Origin of the sequence: Comamonas testosteroni (assembly GCF_000761245.1) — a bacterium.
Classification (GTDB): Bacteria; Pseudomonadota; Gammaproteobacteria; order Burkholderiales; family Burkholderiaceae_C; genus Comamonas; species Comamonas testosteroni_C.
The window spans coordinates 174,871-199,733 of the sequence record NZ_AWOR01000089.1; the positions used below are offsets into that span (position 1 = coordinate 174,871).

The window sequence follows — 24,863 nt, forward strand, 5'->3', positions numbered from 1 at the left end:
TGGGCGGTGCTGGTCGTACAGGCTGAGGATAAAGAATTGAAATGGAGACAAGAATATGACCATGCTTTTGTCGCAAGAGCAGGAATTGCTCAAGGACAGTGCTGTTGCCTTTCTCGCGCAGGAAGCACCCGTGGCCCAGCAGCGCCGTCTGCGGGATGACAAGGTGCAACAAGGCTTTGATACGCTGCTGTGGCAGCAGATGGTGGAGATGGGCTGGCCCGTGGCGGTGCTGCCCGAGTCACATGACGGGTTGGCTGCGGGCTATCTGGGCATGGGCGCCGTGTTTGAAGCCATCGGCCGAAACCTGTCGGCACAGCCGCTGCTGAGCCAGGCCGTGATCGCACCTGAGCTGCTGATTCGCGTCGGCTCCGAAGCTCAGCAGTTGCAGTGGCTGCCCCCGCTGGCCAGCGGGCAGGCCAGGCTGGCACTGGCTCTGGATGAAAAGTCCGGCCAGCATCTTTCCGCCAGATTGAGCACGGTAGCCGAGCAGACCAGCACGGGCTGGCGCCTGAGCGGTGAGAAAGCCTTTGTGATGGATGGCGTGGGCGCCAATGGCTTTGTGGTGCTGGCGGCATCCGGCGAAGGTGCTCCCGGCTTGTGGCTGGTGCCAGCGGATGCACAAGGCGTCAGCATCAAACCCATGAGCATGATTGACAGCCGCAACATGGCCTGCGTGCAGTTCGATAAGGTGGAGCTGAGCGCTGATATGGCGTTGGTGGCCCGGCCTGCTGCTCAGGTGCTGGATGAAGTGCTGGACCGAGCCAGGGCCTGCCTGGCCGCAGAGTCCCTGGGTCTGCTGCGTGAGGTGTTCGATCGTACGGTTGGCTATCTGAAGGAGCGCGTTCAGTTTGATGTGCAGATCGGCTCATTCCAGGCATTGCAGCACCGTGCTGCACGTCTGTATGTGGAGCTTGAGCTGCTGGAGAGCTGTGTGCTGGCAGCTTTCGAAGCCATTGATTCAGGTTTGGAAGCCAAGGTGCCCGAGCTGGTCAGCGCGGCCAAGGCCAAGGCATCCGACCTGTGCGAGAAGCTGTGCAACGAGGCGATCCAGCTGCATGGCGGCATCGGGGTGACCGATGAGCTGGATATTGGCCTGTTCTTCAAGCGGGCACGCGTTTTGCAACGCCTGCTGGGCGACGGCAGCTATCACCGCAACCGCTTTGCACAACTGAAAGGTTTCTGAGATGAGCGATGCCTTGGTTTCCATGGGTGAAAAGATCAGGAACATTCGTGCGCAGCTGACTTCGCCGGGCGCACCTTTTGACGTGCAGCAGGTCACGCTGTCCGACGGACGCAGCGTGGCTGCCTATCGCAATGCCTTTGAGAATCTGGCACAGATAATTGATGCCGGCCGGGTTCATGGTGCGGCCGAGTTCATGGTCTATGGCGAGGATCGATGGACCTTTGACAGGTTCTTTGCGGCAGCCGATGCACTGGCCAGTCGTTTGCAAAAGCAGCGCGGTATCAAGCCCGGCGACCGGGTGGCGATCGCCATGCGCAACCGTCCCGAATGGGCCGTGGCTTTTGCCGCCACGGCCTTGCTTGGCGCAGTGCCGGTGCCTTTGAACAGCTTTGGCCTGAGCAGCGAGCTGATGGCCAATCTGGAGGACACCCGGCCGGTGATGCTGATCTGTGATGCGGACCGCCATGCACGCATCAGCCAGGCCATTGCGCAGACGGCCATCAAGACGGTGGTGGTGGATGGCGAGGGGGGCGATATCAGCTGGTCGGAATTGACCGCAGGCGGTCATGATGGCTTCGTGTCGCCGCAGCTCAGTGCCGATGAGCCTGCGCTGATTCTGTTCACTTCGGGCGCCACCAGCCGGGCCAAAGGCGTGGAATCCACCCACCGCGCCGTTTGCCAGGGCATCTTCAATATCGACTTCATCGGTGCAGTGGCGGCCATGACATCGCCGGACGCCATCGCCGCCATCATGGCGCGACAGCTGCAGCCGACCACGCTGTCTGCGGTGCCGCTGTTCCATGTCAGCGGTCTGCACGCTCAGCTGCTGGTCAGCCTGCGCCATGGCCGCCGTCTGATCTTTGTTTATCGCTGGGAGCCTGAAAAGGCCGTCGAACTGATTCGCAAGGAAAAAGTGACCCAGTTCAGCGGCGCACCCAGCATGGTGCAGCAGCTCATTAGCTTGCCTCTGTTCCAAGACCCCGAGTACTCCGGCAATCTCTCCGGTTTGGGCTTTGGCGGCGGCGGTTTACATCCTCGTCTTATTGATGAGGTGCTGGGCAAGTTCAGCGGCCGCATGTCGGGCATAGGCTTTGGGCTGACGGAGTCGAACGGTGTCTGCGCGGGCAGTTCCGGCCTCATGTTCGAGGCCCATCCCCGCAGTGCCGGCGTACTGTCGCCCATCATCGAAGTGCGTATTGCCGACCTGGATGGAAGCGCTCTGCCCATCGGAGAAGCTGGCGAAATCTGGCTGCGCGGCGTGACCCTGATGGAGCGCTATTGCGGTGATGCGGAGGCCACCGCCAAAGCCATGCAGGGAGGCTGGTTCCACACAGGAGACATAGGCGTTCTGGACGATGAAGGCTTTCTGACCATCGTCGATCGCATCAAGGACGTGATCAACCGCAGCGGTGAAAAGATTGCTGCGGCGGAGGTCGAGGCCTGCTTGCTGCAGCATGAGGCATTGGAGGAGGCCGCTGTGTTCTCCATGCCGCATGAAGTAACGGGCGAGCAGGTGGTTGCCGTGGTGGTAGAGAAACCTCGAAGTCAGGTGACGCCCGAGGCCTTGCGTGACTTTGTGGCTCAGCGTCTGGCAGGCTACAAGGTGCCCAATCAGATTGTTGTGCGGCATGAACCGTTGCCGCGTAATCCTGCAGGCAAGATGCTCAAGGCATCGATTCGCAAGGAGTGCGCTCACCTGCTGACCTGATGTACGGAATTGGGTGGTCCTAGGACTTTCCCGATCACGCTCCGAAAGCCTGCTGCTGCCTCGTGCACCAGCAGGTTTTTTTCATTCGGGGAAGCGGCTTCAAGTGACCCATGTGGACTAGGTTGCGAGGTTCTGTCAGTAGTCGACTCAGACGATGGTTGAACCTAGATCCAGCTCCTACTGCATGGGCCGAACGCCTGGGTTTGCTTAAAAAAAGGCGCCGTATTCGGCCGCCATAGGCCACGCAGGGATAGGCCTTAGTCGTCTCGGACGATGGGGAAAGGGTGTGCTGATTCCAGCATGTCCTTGTCTGCGGACGGCGCAGGCAGCCGGGCAGCACTACGCGCTGGCAACGTGCGGCATGGTGGAAAACCAGAACCAAGGAGGGCGAGAAGATGAATCGTGTGATGACCAAGACTTCTCTGGCTGTGGCCGCGAGCCTGGTGCTGTCCGCATCGGCCCATGCCAAGGCCACGGCGAGCGAAGTGGAGCAACTGGGCAAGGAGCTGACCTGCGTGGGCGCGATCAGGGCCGGCAACAAGCAGGGCACGATCCCCCAGTTCACCGGCAAGTGGCAGGGCGCGCCACCCGGCGTGCGGCACAACCCCCACAGCGGCGAGCACCCGGCAGACCTCTACGCCGACGAGAAGCCGCTGTTCATCATCACCGCTGCCAACGTCGACAAGTACGCCGACAAGCTCAGCCCGGGTCAGCAGGCCATGTTCCAGAGCTACCCCAAGACCATGCAGATGCCGGTCTACCCGGGGCATCGCGATTTCCGCTACCCGGACGAGGTCTGCGCCACCATCCGCAAGAATGCGCTGGAGTCCGAGCTGGCCGACAACCAGATGGGCGTGAAGGGGCGCATGGGCGCGATCAACTTCCCGTTTCCCAAGTCGGGCCTGGAGGCGCTGTGGAACACCTTGCTGCCCACGCGCGCCTACACCGAGGAGAACAGCGCCGACGTGGTCAATGTGCTGTCCAACGGCTCCATCGTCTACGGCCGCAACGAGTCGCGCTACCTCTCGCCATACAACGATCCGGCCAACATGGGCCTGCCCATGCCGGAAGTGACGTCCTATGCCTTCACCAAGACGCACCTTCCCGACCGCGAGAAAGGTAGCGTCGTCATCGCCGTGGAGCCTGCCAACTACGGCATCAACAAGCGCTTGGGCTGGATGTACGACCCCGGCACGCGCCGCGTGCGCCAGCTGCCGGACTTCGGCTACGACATGCCCACCCCCGGCACCGGCGGCAAGCTCACCACCGACTCCGACCGCCTCTTCAACGGCCCGCCCGACCGCTACCACTGGAAGCTGCTGGGCAAGAAGGAAATGTACATTCCCGCCAACGCCTACCGCGTGATGCAGCCGGCCATCGCCTACAAGGACCTGCTCACACCGGGGCACGCCAACCCCAAGTACCTGCGCTACGAGTTGCGCCGGGTCTGGGTGATCGAGGGAACGCTCAAGGAAGGCTATCGCCACGTCTATGGCAAGCGCGTGATGTATGCCGACGAGGACACGGGCCAGGCCGTGACCAGCGACCTGTACGACATGCGCGGCCAGCTCTGGCAATACGCCTTCATCAACTACTACTACGACTTCGACCTGAAGGCCTGGCATGCCGGCGCGTCCTTCTACCACGACCTCAATGCGGGCTCGTATCTGGGCTATGCGCTGGTCAACGAGCGCGCCAAGGGCCCGGTGCTGAACCGCGGGGGGCTGACGCCGGCCATGTACACACCCGAAGCCGCGCGCAACGCAGGCAATTGATTCCAAGGAGAACACATGAACACGATTCTGATCCGGGGCGGCACGGTGGTGGACGGCAGCGGCGCGCCCGCCTTTGCGGCCGATGTGCGGGTGCAGGGCAAGACCATCGTCGAGGTGGCGCCCGGGCTGACGTCGCGCGAGGACGAGCGAGTTATCGACGCCAAGGGCTGCTATGTCACGCCGGGCTTCATCGAGAGCCACACCCACTTCGACGCCACCATGTGGTGGCAGGCGGATCTGGACCCGCTGCCGGGCTACGGCGCCACCACGGTGGTGATGGGCAACTGCGGCTTCTCGGCCGCGCCCATCTCGGATGACCCCGCGGTGGCCCACGAGATGATCAAGATCTTCTCCTTCTTCGAGGACATTCCCGAAGGGCCATTCAAGAAGAACCTGCCCTGGGACTGGCGCACGTGGTCCGAGTACCAGCGCTCCATGACCACGCGGCTGAAGATGCCGGCCAACTACGGCTCCTTCGTCGGCCACATCGCCATCCGCCTGGCCGCCATGGGCATGGACGCCTGGAGCCGCGCGGCCACGCCGGTCGAGATAGAGCGCATGGCCGAGCTGCTGGAGGACGCCATGCAGGCCGGCGCGCTGGGCATGTCATCCAACCTGCTCGACCATGACGGGCAGGACCGGCCGATTCCCACGCTGCTGGCCGACGACGCCGAGTTCGACGCGCTGATGGCCGTGCTGGCGCGCCATCCGGGCTGCACGCTGCAGGTTATCGTCGATACCTTCATGCGCATGTCGGCGCCGGCCAGCGTGGAGCGCATCACGCGTTTGCTGCAGGGCAAGAAGCTGCGCGTGCAGATCGCCGGCGGCATTCCCACGCTGGAGTTCCAGAAGCCGGCGCTGGACATCCTCAAGCCGTTGATCGAGCGCGCACAGGCCGATGGTCACGACATCTGGCCAGGCTTTGCCCATGTCTCGCCGACCAACACCCTGTCGCTCACGCGCTCGCTGATCTTCGCCCAGTCCAACGACTACGTCTGGCACGAGGTGGTGTTGGCCGAGACCGAGGAGGCCAAGCTCGCGCTGCTGAACGACCCGCGCTGGCGGGCGCGGGCGCGCGAGAGCTGGGACACCAAGGTCTGGCCGCACGCGCCCATGGCCAATCCGCAGCGCCTGCACCTGCGCAACTCGGACAACGGCATGGGACCCATCAATCTCACGCTGCAGGACTATGCCGACCAGCGCGGCCTGCACGCCTCGGATGCCATGGCCGAATGGATCGTCGCCAACGGCGTGCGCTCCACCGTGCACATGGCGCCGTTCCCCATGCTGGAGGACCTGACCATCGAGCTGCTCAAGCACCCGCAGACCGTGGGCAACATCTCGGACGCGCCGGCCCACGGCCAGATGTTCTGCGGCGGCGGCGAGAACATCCTGCTGCTGACCCGGTTCTGCCGCGACGAGGGCCGGGTGACGATTGAGGAGGCCATCCACGTGATGACCGGCAAGCTCGCCCGGCACTTCAACCTGAACGACCGCGGCGTGATCCGGCCCGGCCTGCGCGCCGACATCGTGGTCTTCGACCTAGCCGAGATCCAGCGTCGCGAGGAGTACAAGCGCTTCGACGTGCCCAACGGCGACTTCGGCGTGACCTGGCGCTACACGCGCGATGCCGCGCCCATGCGACTGACCATGGTCAACGGCCTGCCGACCTTCTTCGAGGGGCGCTTTACCGGCGCCATGCCTGGAGAGTTCGTGAGCCCGCGCGCCGCTGCCCCTGCCTGATGGTGCTCCAGACCCTGCCAATCGCAGGGGGGGATATCAATATCCATAGCTGCTTGCGCTTGGTGCGCAAGACATCTAAATCGAAATGTATTTGAAATACATACGTATTTTGCGCAAGCAGCTCCTTTATTTGAATCAAACCCGAGAGCCGGCCACGGGCCAGTAGGCGGCGCCGCGCCCTGCGCGCCGGCCATTCTTTCCACTACCGACAATGAATCCACGCATGACCTACCAGATCGATCCCCGCAAGCAACTGCGAGCCATCGAGGCCCGCCTGGCCCAACCCGGCGACGACGCCAAGACCGTGCGCAACCTACGCAAGATGCTCGAGCACATGCGCGCCGAGGCGCTGGGTGACTTCGAGACGCTGATGGCCACTGTCTCGCCCGATGCGGCCTACATGAGCTTCAGCTCCGGCCCCGACGCGCCCGACAGCCCGCGCTCCAAGGAGGCCATTGCCCGGTACTACGGCGGCATGGTGGCGGCCAACTGCCACCAGATCGAGCACGCCATCGACCGTCTCGTCGCCGACCGCGACCATGTGACGGCCGAAGGCCCGCTGCGCATCGCCTACCCCGGGCAGGTGCTGCGCGCCATGGGCCACGCGGTGGGCGACGACGCCCCGTACTACCTGTTCGAGGCGCGCCTGCTGATCGTCTGGGGCTTCGATGAGCACAGCTTGGTGCGCTGTGAGGACTCCTACATCGCGGGCGACGGCTTCGCCGGCATCGCCGCGCGGGCGCTCAGCCAGCAGGACATCTTCACGCCGGTGGCCGGCCAGTGGTAGGTCCAGGTAGGCCGCCGCTTCCCGCGGGGTCTTGCGGGGCGTGCGCGGGTTCTAGGTGGGTTTTCAGGGCTTGCCACTAGTCCCATCGGGTGATGGGAAAAATCTCATCAGCCCAGTATCCGCATGCCAGCACATGGCGCAAAAAACCGGGCATCGCAAGGCCTGCTGCTGCTTCGTGCACCAGCAGGTTTTTTTCATTCGAGCAAGCACTTCATGTGACCCATGTGGACTAGGTCGCTAGGGTCTGTCAGTAGTCGACTCAGACGATGGTTGAACAGACCTGCTGACGCAATATGCAACTGCCTGCAAACGGCAAAACCAATGGGGCGATGCGAGGCAATGCAACTCGTTTGTAGCACCCGCCAAAAATAAGTTCTAGAACCTAGGAGACAGAGATGAAGTTTGTGACAGCCAAGACTCCACTCGCAGCGGCAGTGGGTTTGATGGTGGCGACGTCGGTATGGGCGAAGGTGCCGGCGAACGAGGCAGAACAGCTGGGCAAGGAATTGACATGCGTGGGTGCCATCAAGGCCGGCAACAAGGAAGGCACGATCCCTGAGTTCACCGGCAAGTGGGTAGGCGCCCCCGCTGGTGTATCTCATGTGCAAGCCAGCGGCAAGCACCCCGTGGACATCTATGCCGATGAGAAGCCGATTGCGGTGATCACTGCTGAGAACGTTGACAAGTACGGAGACAAGCTCAGCGACGGCCAGAAAGCCATGTTCAAGAAGTACCCCAAGACCATGCAGATTCAGGTCTACAAGGGTCATCGTGACTTCCGCTACACCGATGAAGTCTGTGCGATTGCCAAGAAGAACGCGCTGGAATCCGAGGTAAATCCCGACGGCAACAGCATCAAGGGCAGCCTGGGAGCCATCAACTTTCCGATTCCCAAGACCGGTCTGGAAGTGGTCTGGAACAACCTGCTGCCCACACGTGCCTACAACGAGAACATTGTTCGCGATATGGCGAACGTGATGTCCGATGGCTCCATTGCCTGGGGTCGCCAGGAGAACATCAATCTGAGCTTGGACAACCTGCCCTCCAGCCTTGGCAAGCCCGTGGAAGGTGTGATGGCCTATAGCCGCACTCGTGTGCTGGCTCCAGAGCGCGAAAAAGGTGGTGTGACCCACACGGTTGAACCTGTGAACTTTGCCAAGGACAAGCGTCTGGCATGGTCTTACGACCCCGGCACACGTCGCGTGCGTCAGGTTCCCGAATACGGCTTTGACCAGCCCATGCCTGGCACCGGCGGCAAGCTGACGATTGACTCCGATCGCCTGGCCAATGGCTCGCCCGAGCGCTACAACTGGAAGCTGGTTGGCAAGAAGGAGATGTACATCCCCGCCAACAACTACAAGATCCATCAGCCAACGGTGAAGTACGCCGATCTGCTCAAGCAGGGGCATGCCAACCCCGACTTCATGCGCTATGAGCTGCGCAGAGTCTGGGCCGTGGAAGGCACGCTCAAGGAAGGCTTCCGCCATGTCTATGGCAAGCGTGTTCTGTTTGTCGATGAAGACACCGGTCAGGCCGTGGCATCCGATATGTATGACACACGTGGCCAGCTGTGGCAGCACGCGTTCATCAACTATTACTACTCGCCCGATATCAAGGCCTGGCACGCAGGAACGTCCTTCTATCACGACCTCAATTCCGGTGGGTACATGGGCTACAACTTGTTCCAGGAACGTCCCAAGGGACCCATTCTGAACAAGGGTGATCTGACCCCTGCCATGTTCACGCCCGAAGCCGCACGCAACGTGGGCAACTAAGTTTTATCAACGAGCGACTCATTATGAAAAACTATATGAAGAAACTCACTCCCATCGCAGTGGCGGCGCTGCTGTCCCTGGGTATGGGGGCTGTTCACGCGGGGGAGACTGTCGAGCTGGGCAATGGCGTCAAGTTCGACTGGCGTCTGAACTTGAGCTATGGCCTGGGTGTGCGACTGGACAACCCGTCGCCCGTCCTGAGCACGGATGGCAACAACAATTTCAAGAAAGGGGCGTTGACCGCCAACCGTCTGGGCGCAGTCTGGGAGAGCAAGCTGTCCAAGGGCGACAGCGGCTTTGTGCTCAATGCCAGTACTTTCTACGACGACGTTTACCACCAGCGTAACGACAACAAGGGCCCGATCAGCACGGCCGGCCCCGTGGACGAGTTCAACTCTGCTGCCAAGCGCTATGGTGGCGGTTATTCGCGCCTTCTGGATACCTACGCCTACACCAGCTTCAACATGGGGGAGACCCGTGCCACGGTGCGTCTGGGCAAGCAGGTGGTGAACTGGGGCGAGTCCATGTACTTTGCCAATATCGCTGCGGCCCAGGGCCCCAGTGATGCGGCAAAGGCAGCTTCGCCTGGCGCAGAGGTCAAGGAAATCCTTCTGCCGGAAGATCAGATCTCGGCTTCGCTGGAAGTCAGTCCCAAGCTCTCGCTGCTGGGCCACTACCAGTTTGGCTTCCATGAAACATTGCTGCCGGCTCCCGGCATGTACACCAGCACCAGCAATGCCCTTGGCCCTGGCGCCTCCTGCCTGGGTGTCTACAACGGTGCGACTTGCCGCGGCCTGCGACGCGGCAACGACATCCGTCCCAGCAGCTCGGGTCAGTGGGGTATCGGTGGCCGCTATCGCGTGACCGACGAGACTGAAGTTGGCTTGTACTACCTGAACTACAACGACCGTAACCCTTCGCTGGTCGTGAACATGAATGGTGCCGTACCTACGGGCTATCAGGTCCGCTATTTCGACGACATCAAGATGCTGGGAACGACGGTCAGCACGACCTTCGGAAAGTTCTCTGCATTTGGTGAAGCCAGCTATCGCAAGGGTACGCCTGTGCTCAACGGCAATGGTGTGGCGGTGCGTGGCGATGTGGTGCAGGGCAACGTTGGCGGTATCTTCAATATCGGCCGCACCGGTATCGCGGACGACATGTCCCTGGCTGCCGAAATTTCCGGCTCTCGCGTGATCAATGTGGCCGATGGCAGCTCTACCGATAACCTGAGCTTCAAGACCCGCAACTCCCTGGTGGCCGGTGCGACCCTGACGCTGGGCTATCCCGGCATCTTCGAAGGCTGGGATCTGAGCGTTCCCATCAGCTACCAGTCGCAACTGCGTGGCCGTTCTCTGGTCGGCACCTTCGGCGGCGGCCAGAGCGACAGCCGGTTGAGCATTGGCGCGACTTTTGTTCGCAAGAGCAATTTCTCGATCAACGTGGCCTACATCAACTACCTGGGCAATCCTTCTGCCGATTCCCTGCGTGCACGCCCGCTGGCCGACCGCGACCAACTGTCCGTTACCGCCAAGTACTCGTTCTGAACCACACCAACGAGCCAACACCACAAAAGCCCGGCTCTCCGGGCTTTTGTGTTTGAAAGAGGCGCAAGCGAATGCAAATACTGACCGGAAAATGGGTAGCTCCTTTGGGAGCAGCAGCCTTGAGCCTGATGAGCAGTGCGGCATCAGGACAGCATCTGTTCGATGCTTTGCCTCCTTTGCCCAGGGTGGCCCCCTTGATGGCCCCCACGGAGCTGCATGGTGATACACAGGGTGATATCCGCTTCAAGTCCAGCAGCCCGTATGACCTCGATGTGCTGCTCAGTCAGCCTGCCAAGGCAGAGGCAACCATGGGTATGGGAAAGCTGTTCCTGCCCAAGGGGGCCAGCGAGAAGAAGCAGGTGCCGGCCATGGTTGTCCTGCCGGGTGGCGCGGGGGCCATTCCCGGGCGCGAGAGCGAAACGGCCCAGATGCTGGCCGACAACGGCATAGCTGCGCTGTTGGTCGATAACTTCAAGCCACGTGGCATCAGCGAAGACATGCCTTATGCGCTCAAGATCATGGGGACCTCCGAGTTCGATGCCGTGGCCGATGCCTATGCCGCACTCAAGGCTTTGAACAAGCACCCGGCCATCGATGGCTGGCGTATCGGGGTGATGGGATTTTCCAAAGGCGGAATTGCGGCACGCATGAGCCTGGATGCACGCATTCGTGACAAGCTGGCGCCTTTCATTCAGCCCTTTGCCTTGCATGTGGATTTTTACGGGCCTTGCTATGCGCTGCTGCAGTCGCGCAAAACCACGGGTTCGCCCTTGCTCAGCTTCAGAGCTGGGGAGGATGCATCGAATGATCTGGTGGCCTGTGCGCAGCAGGAAAAAATCCTGCGTGAGGCGGGCTCCGAAGTCAGTACTGTGGTCTATGCCAGGGCCGGCCATGATTGGGAAAGCGACAAGCCACGAGAGATGACGAATCTGCCCTACCTGTCCGGCTGCACGATAGAGTTCAATGACAAGGACTTCCCCGTCCTCAACGGCCAGGCGCTGATTCCAGCCGGGGCTCAGTCCGATCGCCAGACGCGCTACAGGATTCGGGTGCAAAGCGGCAAAGCGCTGGGGGACTGCGTCAAGGTGGGCTATATCGCCGGACGCGATGAAACCGCACGCAGTCTGGCCGGCAAGCAGTTGCTGCAGTTTCTCAAGGTAAAGTTCGAGCAGTAGATAGGACTAGGCGGGAATGAAAAAGGCCAGCAGATGCTGGCCTTTTTCAAGTGTCAACTTTGCCCGAAGTTCATTTCCATGAAACGTGGGCTTCTGTCAATTGAGTCGTCCGGAAACAAAAAAGCCGTGCAGCATGGCCGCGCGGCTTGATTGATGGAGTGTGGCCGCTCAGCTTGCGGGCTGCAGCACGGAGCGCTCACCGATCTCAAGCAGCATGGTCATGCTGCGCTTCTGGATGCGCCAGCCTTCGGGCAGCCTTACCCATTCGTCTTCATAGAAACCGATGGCGTCGTAGCGCAGATGACTGCGCTCGCCCAGTCCTTGATGCGCGGCTCGCACCTGAATCCTGCTGAGCGGGCGCTGCGGGTCGCCGGCATCGACTTCCAGATTGCCCAGCAGATGCTGGGTGGGGCCGCAGCCGTCAAGGTGGGTGCTGATCATGCGGCGGACCTTGGCAACCCCTTCGCAGATGTAGCTGCCTCCGTAGACCGTGGTGCAGTCAGGTGCGAACACCTGCTGCAGCAAGTCCCAGTTGCGTGTGTCGCAGGCCGTGGCGTAGCGGGTCAGGGTCTGGGCCAGAGCATGTTCAAGAAGAACCTGCTCCAGCGTGCTTGCTGCAGTCTGCATCACACTTTGCCGCTCACGGATGACTGGGGTTCGGGTTTGAGAATGCCGCCCGCGTGGCTGATGCCGCCTGCGCTGCCCGCCGCATGGGCCGGTCTGGGCTGCCGGTGCAGGCGCTTGACGCGCGCCCTGGCTTCCGCCGCACCCACATTCAGCCAGTAGGCCATGGCAGGCAGCAGGAAGATCGCGCCCAGCATGTTCACCAGGAACATGAAGGCCAGCAAAATTCCCATGTCAGCCTGGAACTTCAGTGCCGAGAACGCCCAGGTTCCCACACCTATGGACATGGTCAGCGCCGTGAAGATAGCGGCGTTGCCACGCTGGCGCATGGCTTCATAGAAGGCCTCGCGCAGCGTGATGTCTCGCTCGCGCAGCTCATGTTGCATGCTCTCGAACAGGTAGATGCCGTAGTCCACGCCCACACCCACGCCCAGGGCCACTACGGGCAGCGTGGGGACCTTCAGGCCAATGCCCAGCATGGCCATCAAGGCATTGCAGAGTATGGAGACGATGGCCAGGGGCACGACGATGCACAGCACGGCACGCCAGCTGCGGAAGGTCAGCCAGCACAGCAGCGTGATGGCGCCGAAGATGGAGCCCAGCATCTGCACTTCGGCATGTTCCACGGCCTCGTTGGTCGCGACCGCCACGCCGGCGTTGCCGCCAGCCAGCAGGAACTTGACGTTGGGTGTCTTGTCCGCAGCGATGAAATCATGCACTTCATTGACGACATGGGTCAGCGTGGCGCCTTCGTGATCCTTGAGGAAGACCTGCAGATTGATGACCTTGCAGCCCTCGGTATTCAGGCCCAGATCGGGAGACAGCGCCTTGGCGCCCGAGCGCAATGCGGCTTCGGTGCGCTGCAGCGCCGCCCAGCGAGGGTTGCCCTCGTTGTTGCTGGAGGCCGCGATCTTGGCCAGACCGGAGACGGTGGAGACAGATTGCACGCCGTCAACCCGGCGCATGCGCGATTCAAAGCGCTCCACGGCGTTCATCACCTGCCAGTTAAGGCAGCCTTCGTCGAGGTTGGAGGTTTCGACGAAGACGGACAGAACGTCCATGCCTATGGAATAGCTGCCGATGATGGTGTCGTTATCACGGTTGTAGCGCGACTCGGCGCGCAACTCGGGAGCGCCCGTGCCAACGTCACCCGTCAGCAGCTTGCGCGACTCGTAGGTGCCCGCGGCCAGCAGCAGCAGCGACACCACCAGAGTCAGCATGGCGGGACGGGATTCGGCCAGTGCCGACAGTTTCCACCAGATGGGGTTACGGCCGTTTGCGGAGGTGGAGGGGGCTTGCATGGCCTTTTTTTCCAGGCGCAGATTGGCCAGCACCGCGGGCAGGAACACCTTGTTGGTGATGATCATCAGCAGCACGCCCATGCAGGCGGTCAAGCCCAACTCGTGCACGATGGGGATGTCGATCAGCATGATGACCATGAAGCCCAGGGCATTGGTCAGCAGCGCCAGAGCTCCGGGAACGGCCAGCTTGCGAATCGCATTCTCGGCGGCCAGCCTGGAGCTTAGGCCGGCGCGCACATCATGCTTCCAGGCTCCCGTCATCTGCACGGCATGGGATACACCGATGGAGAAGATGAGAAAGGGAACCAGGATCGACATGGGGTCGATGCCGTAGCCGATCAGCGGCAAAATGCCCAGCAGCCAGATCACGGGCAGCAGTGCCACGGCCAGGCCCACCACCGTGAGGTTGGTGGACTTGGTATACACGCGCAGCATGATGGCGGTGATGACGAACGCAATGGCGAAGAAGGTCATCACGGTGGTCAGGCCGTCCATCACATCACCCAGCACCTTGGAAAAACCAATGATGTGGATGGAGATGTCCTTGCTTTCGAACTTGCTGCGGATCTCTTCCAGGCGCTGCGCCACCTTGTGGTAGTCGAGTTTTTCTCCGGTCTTTGGGTCGACCTCGAGCAGGTCGGCACGGACCATGGCGGATTTCAGATCGTTACTGACCAAAGAGCCGATCTGACCGGACTTGGCCACGTTGGAGCGTACCTGGGCCAGGCCTTGTTCGTTGGCCTCGAAGCGCGAAGGAATCAGCACCTCGCCCACATAGCCGTCTTCGGTGATCTCGATGTACTTCACATTCGGGGTGTACAGCGAATACACCTGACCACGGTTGACGCCGGGGGTGAAGAAGACCTCATCCGTCACGCCACGCAGTGCTTCGAGGAATTCCTTGTTGTAGATATCGCCTTGCTGGCCCTTCCACTCCACGCTCACCAGAATGCGGTTGGCGCCCGAGAAAGTGGCTGCATGCTTGAGAAATGCCGTCATGTACTCATGACGCATGGGAATCAACTTGTTGAAGCCCGGATCCAGGTGGGTGCGCATGGCCGAGACAGCCAGCAGTGCCGTGGCAATCAGCGTCAGCACGACTATGGACTTGCTCCACGAGATCAGCCAGCGCGCCGTGGATGCAATAAACCGGTCCAGCCGGCTGGTGGGTTCGCTCAGAGTCATTTTGTCGCTCCTGGGTCAGCCTGAGCGGCTGCCTTGGCTTGTTGTGGAGGGGGAAAGGGTTGCAGGCCTGCGTCGCTGGACATCCAGCCGCTGTCGGCGCCGGTAAGCACAATGTCGGTCAGGGTGGCGCGGCCCTTGGCGCGTTGCAGGCTGAAGCTCTTGCCGCCGTCCTTGCTCAGGCCGAGCATGCTGCCTTGTCCTACCAGGATGATGGTTCCATCCTTTTCCTGGGCATGGCCAAAGAAGGAGACCGGAGCCTGAATCGTCGACTTGACCCATTGCGCGCCCGGTGCGGCCTGCACAAAGGCGTTGCCGCGCATGCCATAGATCAGCCAGCCGCCGTCGCGTGTAGCCATGGCGTTGTAGAAAGATCCGTTGTAGAACCCGGGCTCGATCTGCCAGCTTGCACCGGAGTCCTCGGACTTGATGACCAGACCGCGCTCGCCCACGATCAGCCAGTGCTTGCCATCTTCGGAGCTGGCAATGCGGTTCATGTGCTTGTCCTCCACCTCTGAGGGCAGGGGCAACTGCTCCCAGGTCTTACCGTTATCTTTTGAGGCGATGGCACGACCGAAGGCACCGACGCTGATCCAGTCGCCCGAAGGAAGGCGCGCGATCGACATCAGAGGCTCTCCGTTCTCCTTGGAGAAGGCAACCTCCTCCCAGGTGCTGCCGCCGTCCTTGGTACGCAGAATCCAGCCTTCGTGGCCAACGGCAAAGCCGGTTTTCTTGTCGGGAGAAAAAGCCATGCTGACGATGAGCGCCTGACGCTGCTCCTTGAGCTGTGCCTGCTGCCAGTGAGCACCCTTGTCGTCCGAGTACAGGATTTCACCGAGTGCACCGGCTGTCAGCAGACGATCGCCCACCTGCGTGATGGTGTTGAAATGGCTGCGCTCGACGCCCATGGTGGTTGGCGCCAGCGGGGGCGGTGTGCGGGGCGCAAAGGCAAGCGCTGAGGCAAAGGCCACCAATGCTGCTGCGCCTATACCGACGGCTGTTTTCACGTTGTCTCCTTGTTGATTCGTACACGCTGTGCATGTATTGCAAACACGGGTGCAGGTTCTTGATTTGGAGCCTCAGCAACATCGTCCGAATGGACGTTTGCCCGGAGAATTAGGGGTATGTACGGGGCCGGCTTTTTAGTCTCTACAGACGATGGATTCGGTCTGCTTCATTTACACAATGAATGCACACTTTCTTGGTAAGGGAGACATATGGGTTTGCAAGGAAAAGCGGCGCTGGTTGGCGTCGCGCAGTACAAGCCGCAGAAATACGCAACGGCGCCGCGCATGTTCCATCTGGAGCAGGTTGCCGACCTGACGCTGCAGGCTCTGGAGGACGCCGGCATGGAGCTGTCCGAGGTGGACGGCCTGATCACCAGCGCCCCGCACTTTCATGAAGCCAGCTGTTTTGTGCCGGCCATGGCCGGCGAGTACCTGGGCGTGCGCCTGAACTTTGCCGAGGTCGTGGACCTGGGGGGAGCGAGCTCCGTGGCCATGGTCTGGCGCGCGGCGGCTGCGATCGAGCTGGGGCTGTGCAACACCGTGGTCTGCGTGCTGCCGTCGCGCATGGCACCGATCTCCGAACATGACGACCACATCAAGGAAGTCATGAAGGCCAGCCGCTTCGGCGGCCACAGCACCCGCTTTGGCGCACCCGAGGCCGAGATGGACCTGCCCTATGGCCATATGGCGCAGAACACCGGCTATGCCATGATTGCCCAGCGCTACGGCGCGGTCCATGGTTACGATGCGGCCGCTCTGGCGCGTATCAGCGTGGACCAGCGCTTCAACGCCTGCCACAACCCCGACGCCATGTTCTATGGTCAGCCCATCACCGTCGATGACGTGCTGAATTCGCGCATGGTGGCCGACCCTTTGCATGTGCTGGAAATCGTGCTGCCGGCTGCAGGCGGCGGCGCCATGATCGTCACCCGTGCCGACCGCGCCAAAACCACCAGGCACCGCCCAGTCAGCATCGTCGGCTGCGGCGAGCATGTGAGCAGCAAGTCGCCCACCTATATGGCCGACATGCTGCAGACCCCCATTGGTCCGGCCTCTGCCAAGGCTTTCGAGATGGCGGGCATGCGTCCCTCAGACATGCATATGGCGCAGATCTATGACTGCTACACGATCACCGTGATGCTGACGCTGGAAGACGCGGGCTTTTGCGAGAAGGGCAAGGGCATGGACTTTCTGCGCAACAACGATTTCACCTTCAAGGGCAACTTCCCCATGAACACCCATGGTGGCCAGCTGAGCTTCGGCCAGTCCGGCACGGCGGGCGGTATGTCACAGGTGATCGAAGCGGTGCACCAGATTCAGGGGCGTGCCGGCGACAGGCAGCTGGGTCGCAACGATCTGGCCTATGTGTCCGGAACCGGTGGCGTGATGAGCGAGCAGGGCGCCTTGATCCTGCGGGGAGCATAAGAACATGGCTTGGAACAAACCTCTGCCCCATCCCACGGAAATTTCTGCGCCGTACTGGGAAGGTCTCAAGGCCCACGAAGTGCGCATCCAGCAATGCGATCGTGGACATTCGCTGTTTTTTCCGCGCACCCATTGCCCCACTTGCGGATCGCGCTCCCTGAAGTGGAGCAAGGTGTCGGGCGAGGGCACGCTCTACAGCTTCACCGTCGCGCGCATTCCCACCATGCCCGAGTTCACGGACGAGATGCCTCAGGCCCTGGCCGTGGTCGAACTTCGTGAAGGCGTGCGCATCAATACCACCATGGTTGGCGTGGCTCCCGAGGCACTGAAGGTGGGCATGGAGGTGCGCCCCGTGTTTGACGAACGCCCGGGCGAGGTCACCCTGCTGCGCTTTACCGCCCATGGGGGCAGCCACCCGAGCGTCATCAAGGCCGACGCCGTGACCGAGGCTGCCGTGGTGGAGCACTCTGTCGCTGCCAAGCGCAAGATCTCCGTCAAGGACATCGAGGCCATGAAGTCGCTGGTGTCCGAGGAGTACAGCCCCTGGTCCAATGAGTTCACCGTGAGCCAGGAAGTCATCAACGAGTTCGCCAGGCTCTCGGGCGATGACTACTGGATCCACACCGATCCCGCGCAGGCGCGCGAGAAAAGCCCGTTCGGCACCACCATCGCCCATGGCGCCCTGGTGCAGGTGCTGGCCAGCCAGCTCAGGATTCCGCTGGACTACGAGGTGGTGGACTTCAACAACATGGTCAACTATGGCTCGGATCGTCTGCGCTTCCCGAGCCCTGTGCCCTCAGGTTGCAAGATCCGTGCGCGGGCTCGCATCAAGGCGGTGGAGCAGGTCAAGAGCGGTGTTCAGACCACGATGGAGCTCAACATCCATGTGGTCGGCCAGGATCGTCCTGCAGTCATCAACGACCTGGTGATTCTCTACATGTAATAGCCGCAGCCCGCCCTCAGAGAGCGGGTGTTTCAGTTTCTTCAAGGGTTGGGGCTTTGCGCAGGCAAAGCCCTTTTTTTGCGGCCATTCACAGATGGGTCTCTGGCTCTGTAGGAATGCAAGAAATATCAGCCAAATTGGCTTTATACCTATGTCTGAAGAGCGCTGGAAGCTATCAAATTATTGAAACTCTGCTTGGCAGGAGTCAAAGCCATGCGATGGCGCCAACGGGGCGTCGATCTGGGGTTGCCACCTAAGTAAATACCTGCTCATCAAAATGGACGATGTTGCGTTTTCCGTGCTGGCCATACTGCAAACCAGAAAGGCCATAGAGCCTGAACAGGAGACAAGCATGAAAACCTCTTTTCGCTGGATGAATGCACTTCGCGCAGTGTCGCTGGCCGCTGCGGCACTGGCGCTATACCTACCCGCCATGAATCTGCCACAGAGTGCCGCGGCGGCGGCGCAGGCGGACTCTGCGCTCAAGCTGCCCGCCGGCATCGTGCTCGCCAGTGCCCAGACCTCCTGGAGCGCGGTTTTTGCATCGGGCTATTGAGTCCTGCAGACCTAGAATCCTGCGGCTTCTTGCTGCCTAGCCGACTTTGATCTCTGGGCGATTTCTGTACTGTAAAGTACAGGTAAATGAGACTGATTCTCGATTATCATGCGCACGCTTTTGCACAGCACACAGGTTGTAGCCAATTGATGCCGTAGTCCCTGCGGACGATACCCGCCAAGCCGAATTACAACTCCGTATAACAAGGCATTTATGGCATTGAGGTATTCGCCGCTGGCAGCGGCATTGGGGCTGGCTTTTTCTGGCGCAGCCTGGGCGCAGCAAGCTTCGGAAGTGGTGCTGGACGAAGTGCAGGTTCGCAGCGACCACCAGCTTGACCCCAGCTATAACCCGCCCACGGCAACGAGCGCCACCAAGATCGAGGCACCGCTGCGCGATATTCCCCAGACCGTGAATGTGGTGCCTCAGAGCCTGTTGCGCGATCAGGTTGCGCAGTCCATGCAGGACGCCCTCAAAGCCGTGCCCGGCGTGGGCTTCTCTCATGGCGATGGTCAGCGTGATCAGGTCACCATTCGCGGCTTCTCGGCGATTGCCGATCAGTTTGTGGACGGCTTGCGCGATGACGCGCTGTACTTCCGTGACCTTTCCAATATCGAGCAGATCGAAGTGCTCAAGGGCCCGGCCTCAGTGCTTTATGGGCGCGGTTCGTCGGGCGGCCTGATCAATCGCATCACCAAGAAGCCGGGCGTCAATCTCAGCGAAGTAGGGCTGACGCTGGGGCGCTGGAACCAGCGCCGGGGCGAGTTCGACTTGGCCCGCGCGCCCCAAGACGGTGTGGTGTCTTATCGCCTGACTGGAGCCGTGGAGCGCGCCGACAGCTATCGCGACCAGCAGTTTCTGGACCGCAAGGCATTGGCCGCATCGGTGCTGATCAAACCCAGTGCCGACACCAGTGTGCTGCTGCAGGCCGACTACCTCAAGGACAGCCGCCTGACGGACTTCGGCATTCCCGCATATCAGGGCAGGCCCGTCAATGTGCCGCCCAGCACTTATTACGGCGCAGCCAATGCCAGGGATGTCGATGTAAGCAGTGCCGAGGTTGCATCGCTGGGTGCGACTCTGAATCACCGCATCAGCGAGAGCTTGTCGCTGCGAAATGCTTTCCGCTACTACGACTACTCGCTCGATAGAAGCAACACGCTTGTGGGCTCGGTCAATGAGAAGGCGATGACGGCATCGCTGACGCGCGGCAATGTGCAGCGCGACGAAAGCGGCTTTTTCAATCAGACCGAGCTGACCCAGAAGCTGGAGCTGGCGGGCATGAAGCACCAGTTGCTGTACGGCTTTGAATTCGGCCGCCAGAGCAAGGATCTGCTGTCCTACAGCCGTGCCAATGTGGCAACGGTCTCACTCTTGAATCCGGTGCTGCCAATCCTGCCTTCGCGCATCGATGGCAAGCCTGCGGCGGACAATCACAGCGTCTTCAAGGTGGCCAGCTTGTATCTGCAGGATATGGTCACCATTACTCCGCAGTGGAAGGCTCTGGCGGGGGTGCGCTATGACCGCTTCCAGCAGGACACACATGAGCGACAGCCGGGCAAGCCTGACTTGAGCCGCACGGACACAGCCTGGAGTCCGCGCGTCGGCCTGGTCTATCAGCCCTCGTCTGTATGGTCTTACTACGCTTCCTGGAGCAAGTCCTTCCAGCCCTCGGGGGAAACCTTTGCGCTGGCTGCAAACAATGCGCAACTGGCACCGGAGAAAACGACCAGCCAGGAAGTCGGCGTCAAATGGGATCGGCCGGATGGCAAGGCTTCGGTCACGGCTTCGCTGTTCAAGCTGGAGCGCACCAATATCAAGAGCGTCGACCCCACAAGCAATACCGTGGTGCCTCTGGGTGTGCAGCGTACCAATGGACTGGAGCTGACCTTTGCGGGCGAGATTGCGCCTAGCTGGCAGGTCTGGGCCGGCTATGCCTTCCTCGACGGTGAAATGACCGCCTCGCCCACCCCAGGCATTCAAGGCAAGCGTCCCACGCTGACTCCGCGCCATAGCGCCAACCTGTGGCTGACCAAGTCTCTGGGTCATGGCTTTGGTCTGGGTGGCGGTCTGAACTACGTGGGCGCACGCGATGCCGATCCGTTGAACACCGTGACGCTGCCCGGCTATACCACGGTGGACGCCATGGCCTACTACCGCATGGGTGCCTGGGATGTGCAGCTCAAGCTCAACAATCTGCTGGATCGTCGCTATATCGTTGCCGGTCATGGCAGCTCGCCCAACCTCAACCTGCCCGGTGCTCCGCGCTCGGCTCAGGTCGTGGCGCGCTATCGCTTCTGAAAAAGGTGTTCCATGTGGCACGGGCCGACTGGCCTGGACCCAGCTGCTGCCAGGGGGATAGCCTGGCTGGATAGAGGCCTGATGCTCAGGCCGATGCCGCAAAAAAAGGGTTCAACGGCTGCCCCAAGCAGCCGCTGAACCCGATCAAAGTGGCAAAGAGAGCCTGAAGTCAGACGTATCAGGCCGCAACAGCCTGCTTGCGGTTACGCACCATGGTCAGGGCCGTATCCTCGATCATGTCTTCCTGGCCACCCACCATGCCGCGGCGGCCCAGCTCCAGCAGCAGCTCGCGTGCCGGGATGCCGTACTTGGCTTCAGCACGCTTGGCAAACAGCAGGAAGCTGCCGTACACGCCGGCATAGCCCAGGGTCAGCGCGTCGCGGTCGATGCGGATGGGAAAGTCCATCAGCGGCACGACCAGATCTTCGGCCACATCCTGGATCTTGAACACGTCCACGCCGGTTTCAATGCCCATGCGCGCACAAACGGCGACCAGCACTTCCATGGGCGTGTTGCCGGCACCGGCGCCCAGACCCGCGGCAGCGGCATCGATGCGGTTGGCTCCGACTTCGATGGCGGCCAGCGAGTTGGCGATGCCCATGGCCAGGTTGTGGTGGCCATGAAAGCCCAGCTCGGTCTCGGGCTTCAGGGCCTGGCGCACGGCGGACAGGCGTTCCTTCACGTCATCGGGCAGCATATAGCCGGCCGAGTCGGTGATGTAGATGCAGTTGGCTCCGTAGCTTTCCATCAGCTTGGCTTGCTTGACCAGGCCTTCGGCGCTGTTCATATGCGCCATCATCAAAAAGCCCACGGTGTCCATGCCCATCTTGCGGGCCATGGCGATGTGCTGCTCGGAGACATCGGCCTCGGTGCAATGGGTGGCCACGCGGATGGTGGAGACGCCCAGCTCATGGGCCATCTTCAGGTGGTCGACGGTGCCGATGCCGGGCAGCAGCAGGGCTGAGACCTTGGCCTGCTTCATCAGCGGGATGACGGTGGACAGGTATTCCTCGTCCGTGTGGGCGGGGAAGCCGTAGTTGACCGAGCTGCCGCCCAGGCCGTCGCCGTGGGTCACTTCGATCAGCGGAACGCCGGCGGCGTCCAGACCGCAGGCCACGGACTTCATCTGCTCCAGCGTCATCTGGTGGCGCTTGGGATGCATGCCGTCACGCAGTGTCATGTCGTGAACGGTGATCTTCTTACCTTTGAGGGACATGTTCTTCTCCTGGATCAGACAGCAACAGCGGCTTCGGCCAACTCGAAACGGCCGGCGAGGATTTCTTCGGCAAACATCTCGGCCGTGCGCGCCGCAGCGGCGGTCATGATGTCCAGATTGCCCGCGTACTTGGGCAGGTAGTCGCCCAGACCTTCGACTTCCATATAGATGGAGACGCGGTTGCCGTCGATCACGGGGCCGTTGACCAGCTTGTAGCCGGGCACGTATTTCTGCACTTCCTTGATCATGGCGTGTACCGAGGCTTCGATCTCGGCAGGCTTGGGCGTATCTACTGTCAGGCAGTGGATGGTGTCGCGCATGATCAGCGGCGGCTCGGCGGGGTTGATGACGATGATGGCCTTGCCCTTTTGCGCGCCGCCAATTTTTTCGACCGCGCCCGAGGTGGTGCGTGTGAACTCGTCGATGTTCTTTCGCGTGCCGGGGCCGACCGAGCGGCTCGAGACCGTGGCCACGATCTCTCCGTAGCTCACGGCCTGCACGCGCGATACCGCAGCCACCATGGGGATGGTGGCCTGGCCGCCGCAGGTGACCATGTTCACGTTCATGGCCTTTTCGGCCACCTTCTCGGCCAGATTCACGCTGGGCACGCAGTAGGGGCCGATGGCAGCGGGCGTCAGGTCGATCATCAGCACGCCCAGCTCATTGAGCTTGCGGCTGTTTTCGGCGTGGACATAGGCGCTGGTGGCGTCGAAGGCGATCTGGATGCCGTCTTCCTTGACGAAGGGCAGCAGGCCGTCCACGCCCTCGGCCGTGGTCTTGATGCCCATTTCACGGGCGCGCTTGAGGCCGTCGGATTCAGGGTCAATACCGACCATCCACACAGGCTCCAGAATGGGAGAGCGCTGCAGTTTCATGAGCAGGTCGGTGCCGATATTTCCGGGCCCGATCAGTGCGCACTTGATTTTCTTTTGCGTCATGGTGTCTTACTCCGTGAATTGAATGGAACAGTGGCCCATGCCCTCAATGACCATCTCGAAGTGGTCACCGGCAACGGCGGGCACCAAGGGGGCGAGGGAGCCCGAGAGAATCACCTCGCCGGCCTTGAAGGGAATGCCGAAAGCGCCAAGCGTGTTGGCCAGCCAGGCCACGGCTTCGGCCGGGTGACCTTGCACGGCGCTTCCCAGTCCAGAACCTGCGGGCTGGCCGTTCTTGGTCATTTGCATGGATGCGGCAGCCAGATCCAGCGAGGCTGGATTTGTGTGCTGTTTGCCGATGACAAAGACGCCGCAGGAGGCGTTGTCAGCCACGGTGTCCTGGATCTTGATCTTCCAGTCGTTGATGCGCGAATCGACAATCTCGAAGCAGGGCGCGACCCATTCGGTAGCGGCAAGCACATCTGCCTTGGTAACGCCCGGGCCTTGCAGATCCTTCTTGAGCATGAAGGCAATTTCGCCTTCGGCGCGAGGCTGTATCAGGCCGGATGCCTTGAGCGAGACGGCAGCGCCGTCTTCATACTCCATGCTGTCGGTCAGAAAACCGAAGTCAGGCTGGTGCACATTCAGCATGTCCTGCACGGGCTTGGAGGTCACGCCGATCTTCTTGCCAATCACGCGCTCGCCCGATGCTTCGCGCAGGCGCAGCATGTGCAGGGAGATGTGATAGGCGTCCTCCACCGTCATCTCGGGGTGGCTGTCGGTCAGCGGTGCCAGTGTCCTGGCGGTGCGCAGCGCGTCATACAGGCGCCGGCCTTGCTGTTCGATGAATTGCTTGTCACTCATGGCTTCAACCGTTTTTCATGAAGTCGATGCAAGTGCGGTTGAACATCTCGCGATGCTCGACCTGCACCCAGTGGCCGCACTGGTTGACCAGCACCACGCGGCAGTTCTTGATGCCCTTGGCCAGCTTGTCGGCACCGCCCACGGGATTGAAGGCGTCCTGCATGCCCCAGAAGCCCAGCACATTGCACTTCAGATCGGGCAGTTGCTCTGTCATATTGGGGATATACAGTCGCTGGCGCGAGGCTTCGGTCTGGGTCAGGGCAATGGGCGCGCGCTCGTTGATGATCTCGTCGGTCAGCAGGGCCTGGTCCACCACCTGCATGCTCATCACGGCGCGCATGGCTTCGGGGCCGGTCTTGCCCGACTTGTAGATATTGAACATATTGGCAATGCCGGGCATGGCCATATAGGCTTCAAACTCTTCCACACCACCGGGTGCCATGAGGATCAGGCTCTTGACGTCCTCGGGGTACTTGAGCGCATAGCCCAGCGCCACGGCACCGCCCAGCGAGTTGCCCAGCAGGGTGATGTTTTTCAGGCCTAGCCGCTCCACCAGACCTTTGACGCCGGCGATGAAGAAATCCATGTCGTACTGCTTGGGCTCCTCGGTCTTGGACGAGAGGCCATAACCGAGCAGGTCGGGAACGATGGAGCGAAAGCCGGCCGCCGCAAACTCGGGGTAGTTGCCCTTGAAGTTGCTGTAGCCGCTGGCGCCGGTGCCTGCACCGTGCAGAAAGATCACGGGGTCGCCCGAGCCCTGTTCGTGGAAGTGCACGCGCTGGGGATGGCCGGCCACATTGCCGATGTCCACATATTTGCCTTCGGGAATGGAAAAAGTGCTCATCTCTGTTCTTTATGGTTGGAGTGGGTAGGCGA

At 61.3% G+C, this 24,863-nt stretch carries 19 protein-coding genes; 12 read left to right on the top strand and 7 right to left on the bottom strand.

All coding sequences use genetic code 11. From position 1 onward, the window contains the following. The first annotated feature begins 55 nt into the window (after positions 1-55). The 8 genes from P353_RS24890 (at position 56) to P353_RS24925 (ending at position 11,693) form a co-directional block, all read left to right on the top strand. On the top strand, positions 56-1,183 hold the full coding sequence (locus P353_RS24890) for an acyl-CoA dehydrogenase family protein (protein ID WP_034375666.1): 1,128 nt from the start codon (positions 56-58) through the stop codon (positions 1,181-1,183). 1 nt (position 1,184) lies between these two features. Beyond that, entirely contained in the window at positions 1,185-2,891 is a 1,707-nt protein-coding gene (locus P353_RS24895) for a class I adenylate-forming enzyme family protein (protein ID WP_034375668.1), read from the top strand. Between the two features lie 395 nt (positions 2,892-3,286). Beyond that, complete coding sequence (locus tag P353_RS24900) at positions 3,287-4,666, top strand: DUF1329 domain-containing protein (protein WP_034375670.1); 1,380 nt, start codon at positions 3,287-3,289, stop codon at positions 4,664-4,666. 15 nt (positions 4,667-4,681) lie between these two features. Continuing rightward, entirely contained in the window at positions 4,682-6,409 is a 1,728-nt protein-coding gene (locus P353_RS24905; RefSeq protein ID WP_034375672.1) for an N-acyl-D-amino-acid deacylase family protein, read from the top strand. A 223-nt stretch (positions 6,410-6,632) separates the two neighbouring features. Further along, positions 6,633-7,196, top strand: coding sequence for a nuclear transport factor 2 family protein (locus P353_RS24910; RefSeq protein ID WP_034375673.1), 564 nt, complete (start codon positions 6,633-6,635; stop codon positions 7,194-7,196). Between the two features lie 395 nt (positions 7,197-7,591). Then, positions 7,592-8,971 (top strand): DUF1329 domain-containing protein, encoded by a 1,380-nt coding sequence (locus P353_RS24915; protein WP_034375674.1) that lies wholly within the window; start codon positions 7,592-7,594, stop codon positions 8,969-8,971. Positions 8,972-9,006: 35 nt separating this feature from the next. After that, a complete protein-coding gene (locus P353_RS24920) occupies positions 9,007-10,518 on the top strand; it encodes a DUF1302 domain-containing protein (protein ID WP_232776896.1) in 1,512 nt (503 codons plus the stop codon). 71 nt (positions 10,519-10,589) lie between these two features. Beyond that, positions 10,590-11,693: a dienelactone hydrolase family protein gene (locus P353_RS24925; protein ID WP_052085013.1), complete on the top strand. Its 1,104-nt coding sequence runs from the start codon at positions 10,590-10,592 to the stop codon at positions 11,691-11,693. Positions 11,694-11,861: 168 nt separating this feature from the next. Here the strand turns inward: P353_RS24925 and P353_RS24930 are convergent, their stop codons facing one another. Genes P353_RS24930 through P353_RS24940 form a run of 3 tightly spaced genes read right to left on the bottom strand, consistent with a single transcriptional unit; the run spans position 11,862 to position 15,807 of the window. Beyond that, on the bottom strand, positions 11,862-12,320 hold the full coding sequence (locus tag P353_RS24930; protein WP_034375676.1) for a nuclear transport factor 2 family protein: 459 nt from the start codon (positions 12,318-12,320) through the stop codon (positions 11,862-11,864). Continuing rightward, on the bottom strand, positions 12,320-14,803 hold the full coding sequence (locus P353_RS24935; protein WP_034375677.1) for an efflux RND transporter permease subunit: 2,484 nt from the start codon (positions 14,801-14,803) through the stop codon (positions 12,320-12,322). Before P353_RS24935 ends, P353_RS24930 begins: the two co-directional genes overlap by 1 nt. After that, positions 14,800-15,807, bottom strand: coding sequence for a WD40/YVTN/BNR-like repeat-containing protein (locus tag P353_RS24940; protein WP_034375679.1), 1,008 nt, complete (start codon positions 15,805-15,807; stop codon positions 14,800-14,802). The genes P353_RS24935 and P353_RS24940 overlap by 4 nt, the downstream gene beginning before the upstream one ends. A 210-nt stretch (positions 15,808-16,017) precedes the next feature. On the opposite strand from P353_RS24940, the gene P353_RS24945 reads away from it, so the two are divergent. From P353_RS24945 to P353_RS24960, 4 genes are all read left to right on the top strand, one after another. Continuing rightward, entirely contained in the window at positions 16,018-17,232 is a 1,215-nt protein-coding gene (locus P353_RS24945; protein WP_034360356.1) for a thiolase family protein, read from the top strand. 4 nt (positions 17,233-17,236) lie between these two features. Beyond that, entirely contained in the window at positions 17,237-18,175 is a 939-nt protein-coding gene (locus P353_RS24950; protein WP_034375680.1) for an OB-fold domain-containing protein, read from the top strand. Positions 18,176-18,527: 352 nt separating this feature from the next. Beyond that, the gene (locus tag P353_RS24955) at positions 18,528-18,731 is read left to right on the top strand and encodes a hypothetical protein (protein ID WP_034375779.1); all 204 of its coding nucleotides are present in this window, start codon (positions 18,528-18,530) and stop codon (positions 18,729-18,731) included. Positions 18,732-18,944: 213 nt separating this feature from the next. After that, complete coding sequence (locus P353_RS24960; protein ID WP_034375682.1) at positions 18,945-21,032, top strand: TonB-dependent receptor; 2,088 nt, start codon at positions 18,945-18,947, stop codon at positions 21,030-21,032. Between the two features lie 178 nt (positions 21,033-21,210). Here P353_RS24960 and tesG read toward each other — a convergent pair whose 3' ends face one another. From tesG to P353_RS24980, 4 genes are read right to left on the bottom strand one after another with little or no spacing between them, the layout of a single operon-like run. Further along, positions 21,211-22,248: a 4-hydroxy-2-oxovalerate aldolase TesG gene (gene tesG, locus P353_RS24965; RefSeq protein ID WP_034375683.1), complete on the bottom strand. Its 1,038-nt coding sequence runs from the start codon at positions 22,246-22,248 to the stop codon at positions 21,211-21,213. Between the two features lie 14 nt (positions 22,249-22,262). Then, positions 22,263-23,186 carry an acetaldehyde dehydrogenase TesF gene (gene tesF / locus P353_RS24970; protein WP_034375685.1) on the bottom strand — a complete coding sequence of 308 codons (924 nt, stop codon included), beginning with the start codon at positions 23,184-23,186 and terminating at the stop codon, positions 22,263-22,265. Between the two features lie 6 nt (positions 23,187-23,192). Beyond that, entirely contained in the window at positions 23,193-23,987 is a 795-nt protein-coding gene (gene tesE, locus P353_RS24975; protein WP_034375686.1) for a 2-hydroxyhexa-2,4-dienoate hydratase TesE, read from the bottom strand. Between the two features lie 4 nt (positions 23,988-23,991). Next, on the bottom strand, positions 23,992-24,831 hold the full coding sequence (locus tag P353_RS24980) for an alpha/beta fold hydrolase (protein WP_034375688.1): 840 nt from the start codon (positions 24,829-24,831) through the stop codon (positions 23,992-23,994). Positions 24,832-24,863 lie beyond the last annotated feature (32 nt).

Coding starts and splice junctions, on each gene's coding strand:
- tesG (WP_034375683.1), bottom strand. CDS start 22,248: ATGTCCCTCAAAGGTAAGAAGATCACCGTTCACGACATGACACTGCGT.
- P353_RS24935 (WP_034375677.1), bottom strand. CDS start 14,803: ATGACTCTGAGCGAACCCACCAGCCGGCTGGACCGGTTTATTGCATCC.
- P353_RS24950 (WP_034375680.1), top strand. CDS start 17,237: ATGGCTTGGAACAAACCTCTGCCCCATCCCACGGAAATTTCTGCGCCG.
- P353_RS24890 (WP_034375666.1), top strand. CDS start 56: ATGACCATGCTTTTGTCGCAAGAGCAGGAATTGCTCAAGGACAGTGCT.
- P353_RS24915 (WP_034375674.1), top strand. CDS start 7,592: ATGAAGTTTGTGACAGCCAAGACTCCACTCGCAGCGGCAGTGGGTTTG.
- P353_RS24910 (WP_034375673.1), top strand. CDS start 6,633: ATGACCTACCAGATCGATCCCCGCAAGCAACTGCGAGCCATCGAGGCC.
- tesE (WP_034375686.1), bottom strand. CDS start 23,987: ATGAGTGACAAGCAATTCATCGAACAGCAAGGCCGGCGCCTGTATGAC.
- P353_RS24920 (WP_232776896.1), top strand. CDS start 9,007: ATGAAGAAACTCACTCCCATCGCAGTGGCGGCGCTGCTGTCCCTGGGT.
- P353_RS24895 (WP_034375668.1), top strand. CDS start 1,185: ATGAGCGATGCCTTGGTTTCCATGGGTGAAAAGATCAGGAACATTCGT.
- P353_RS24905 (WP_034375672.1), top strand. CDS start 4,682: ATGAACACGATTCTGATCCGGGGCGGCACGGTGGTGGACGGCAGCGGC.
- P353_RS24955 (WP_034375779.1), top strand. CDS start 18,528: ATGAAAACCTCTTTTCGCTGGATGAATGCACTTCGCGCAGTGTCGCTG.
- P353_RS24945 (WP_034360356.1), top strand. CDS start 16,018: ATGGGTTTGCAAGGAAAAGCGGCGCTGGTTGGCGTCGCGCAGTACAAG.
- P353_RS24930 (WP_034375676.1), bottom strand. CDS start 12,320: ATGCAGACTGCAGCAAGCACGCTGGAGCAGGTTCTTCTTGAACATGCT.
- tesF (WP_034375685.1), bottom strand. CDS start 23,186: ATGACGCAAAAGAAAATCAAGTGCGCACTGATCGGGCCCGGAAATATC.
- P353_RS24900 (WP_034375670.1), top strand. CDS start 3,287: ATGAATCGTGTGATGACCAAGACTTCTCTGGCTGTGGCCGCGAGCCTG.
- P353_RS24925 (WP_052085013.1), top strand. CDS start 10,590: ATGCAAATACTGACCGGAAAATGGGTAGCTCCTTTGGGAGCAGCAGCC.
- P353_RS24980 (WP_034375688.1), bottom strand. CDS start 24,831: ATGAGCACTTTTTCCATTCCCGAAGGCAAATATGTGGACATCGGCAAT.
- P353_RS24960 (WP_034375682.1), top strand. CDS start 18,945: ATGGCATTGAGGTATTCGCCGCTGGCAGCGGCATTGGGGCTGGCTTTT.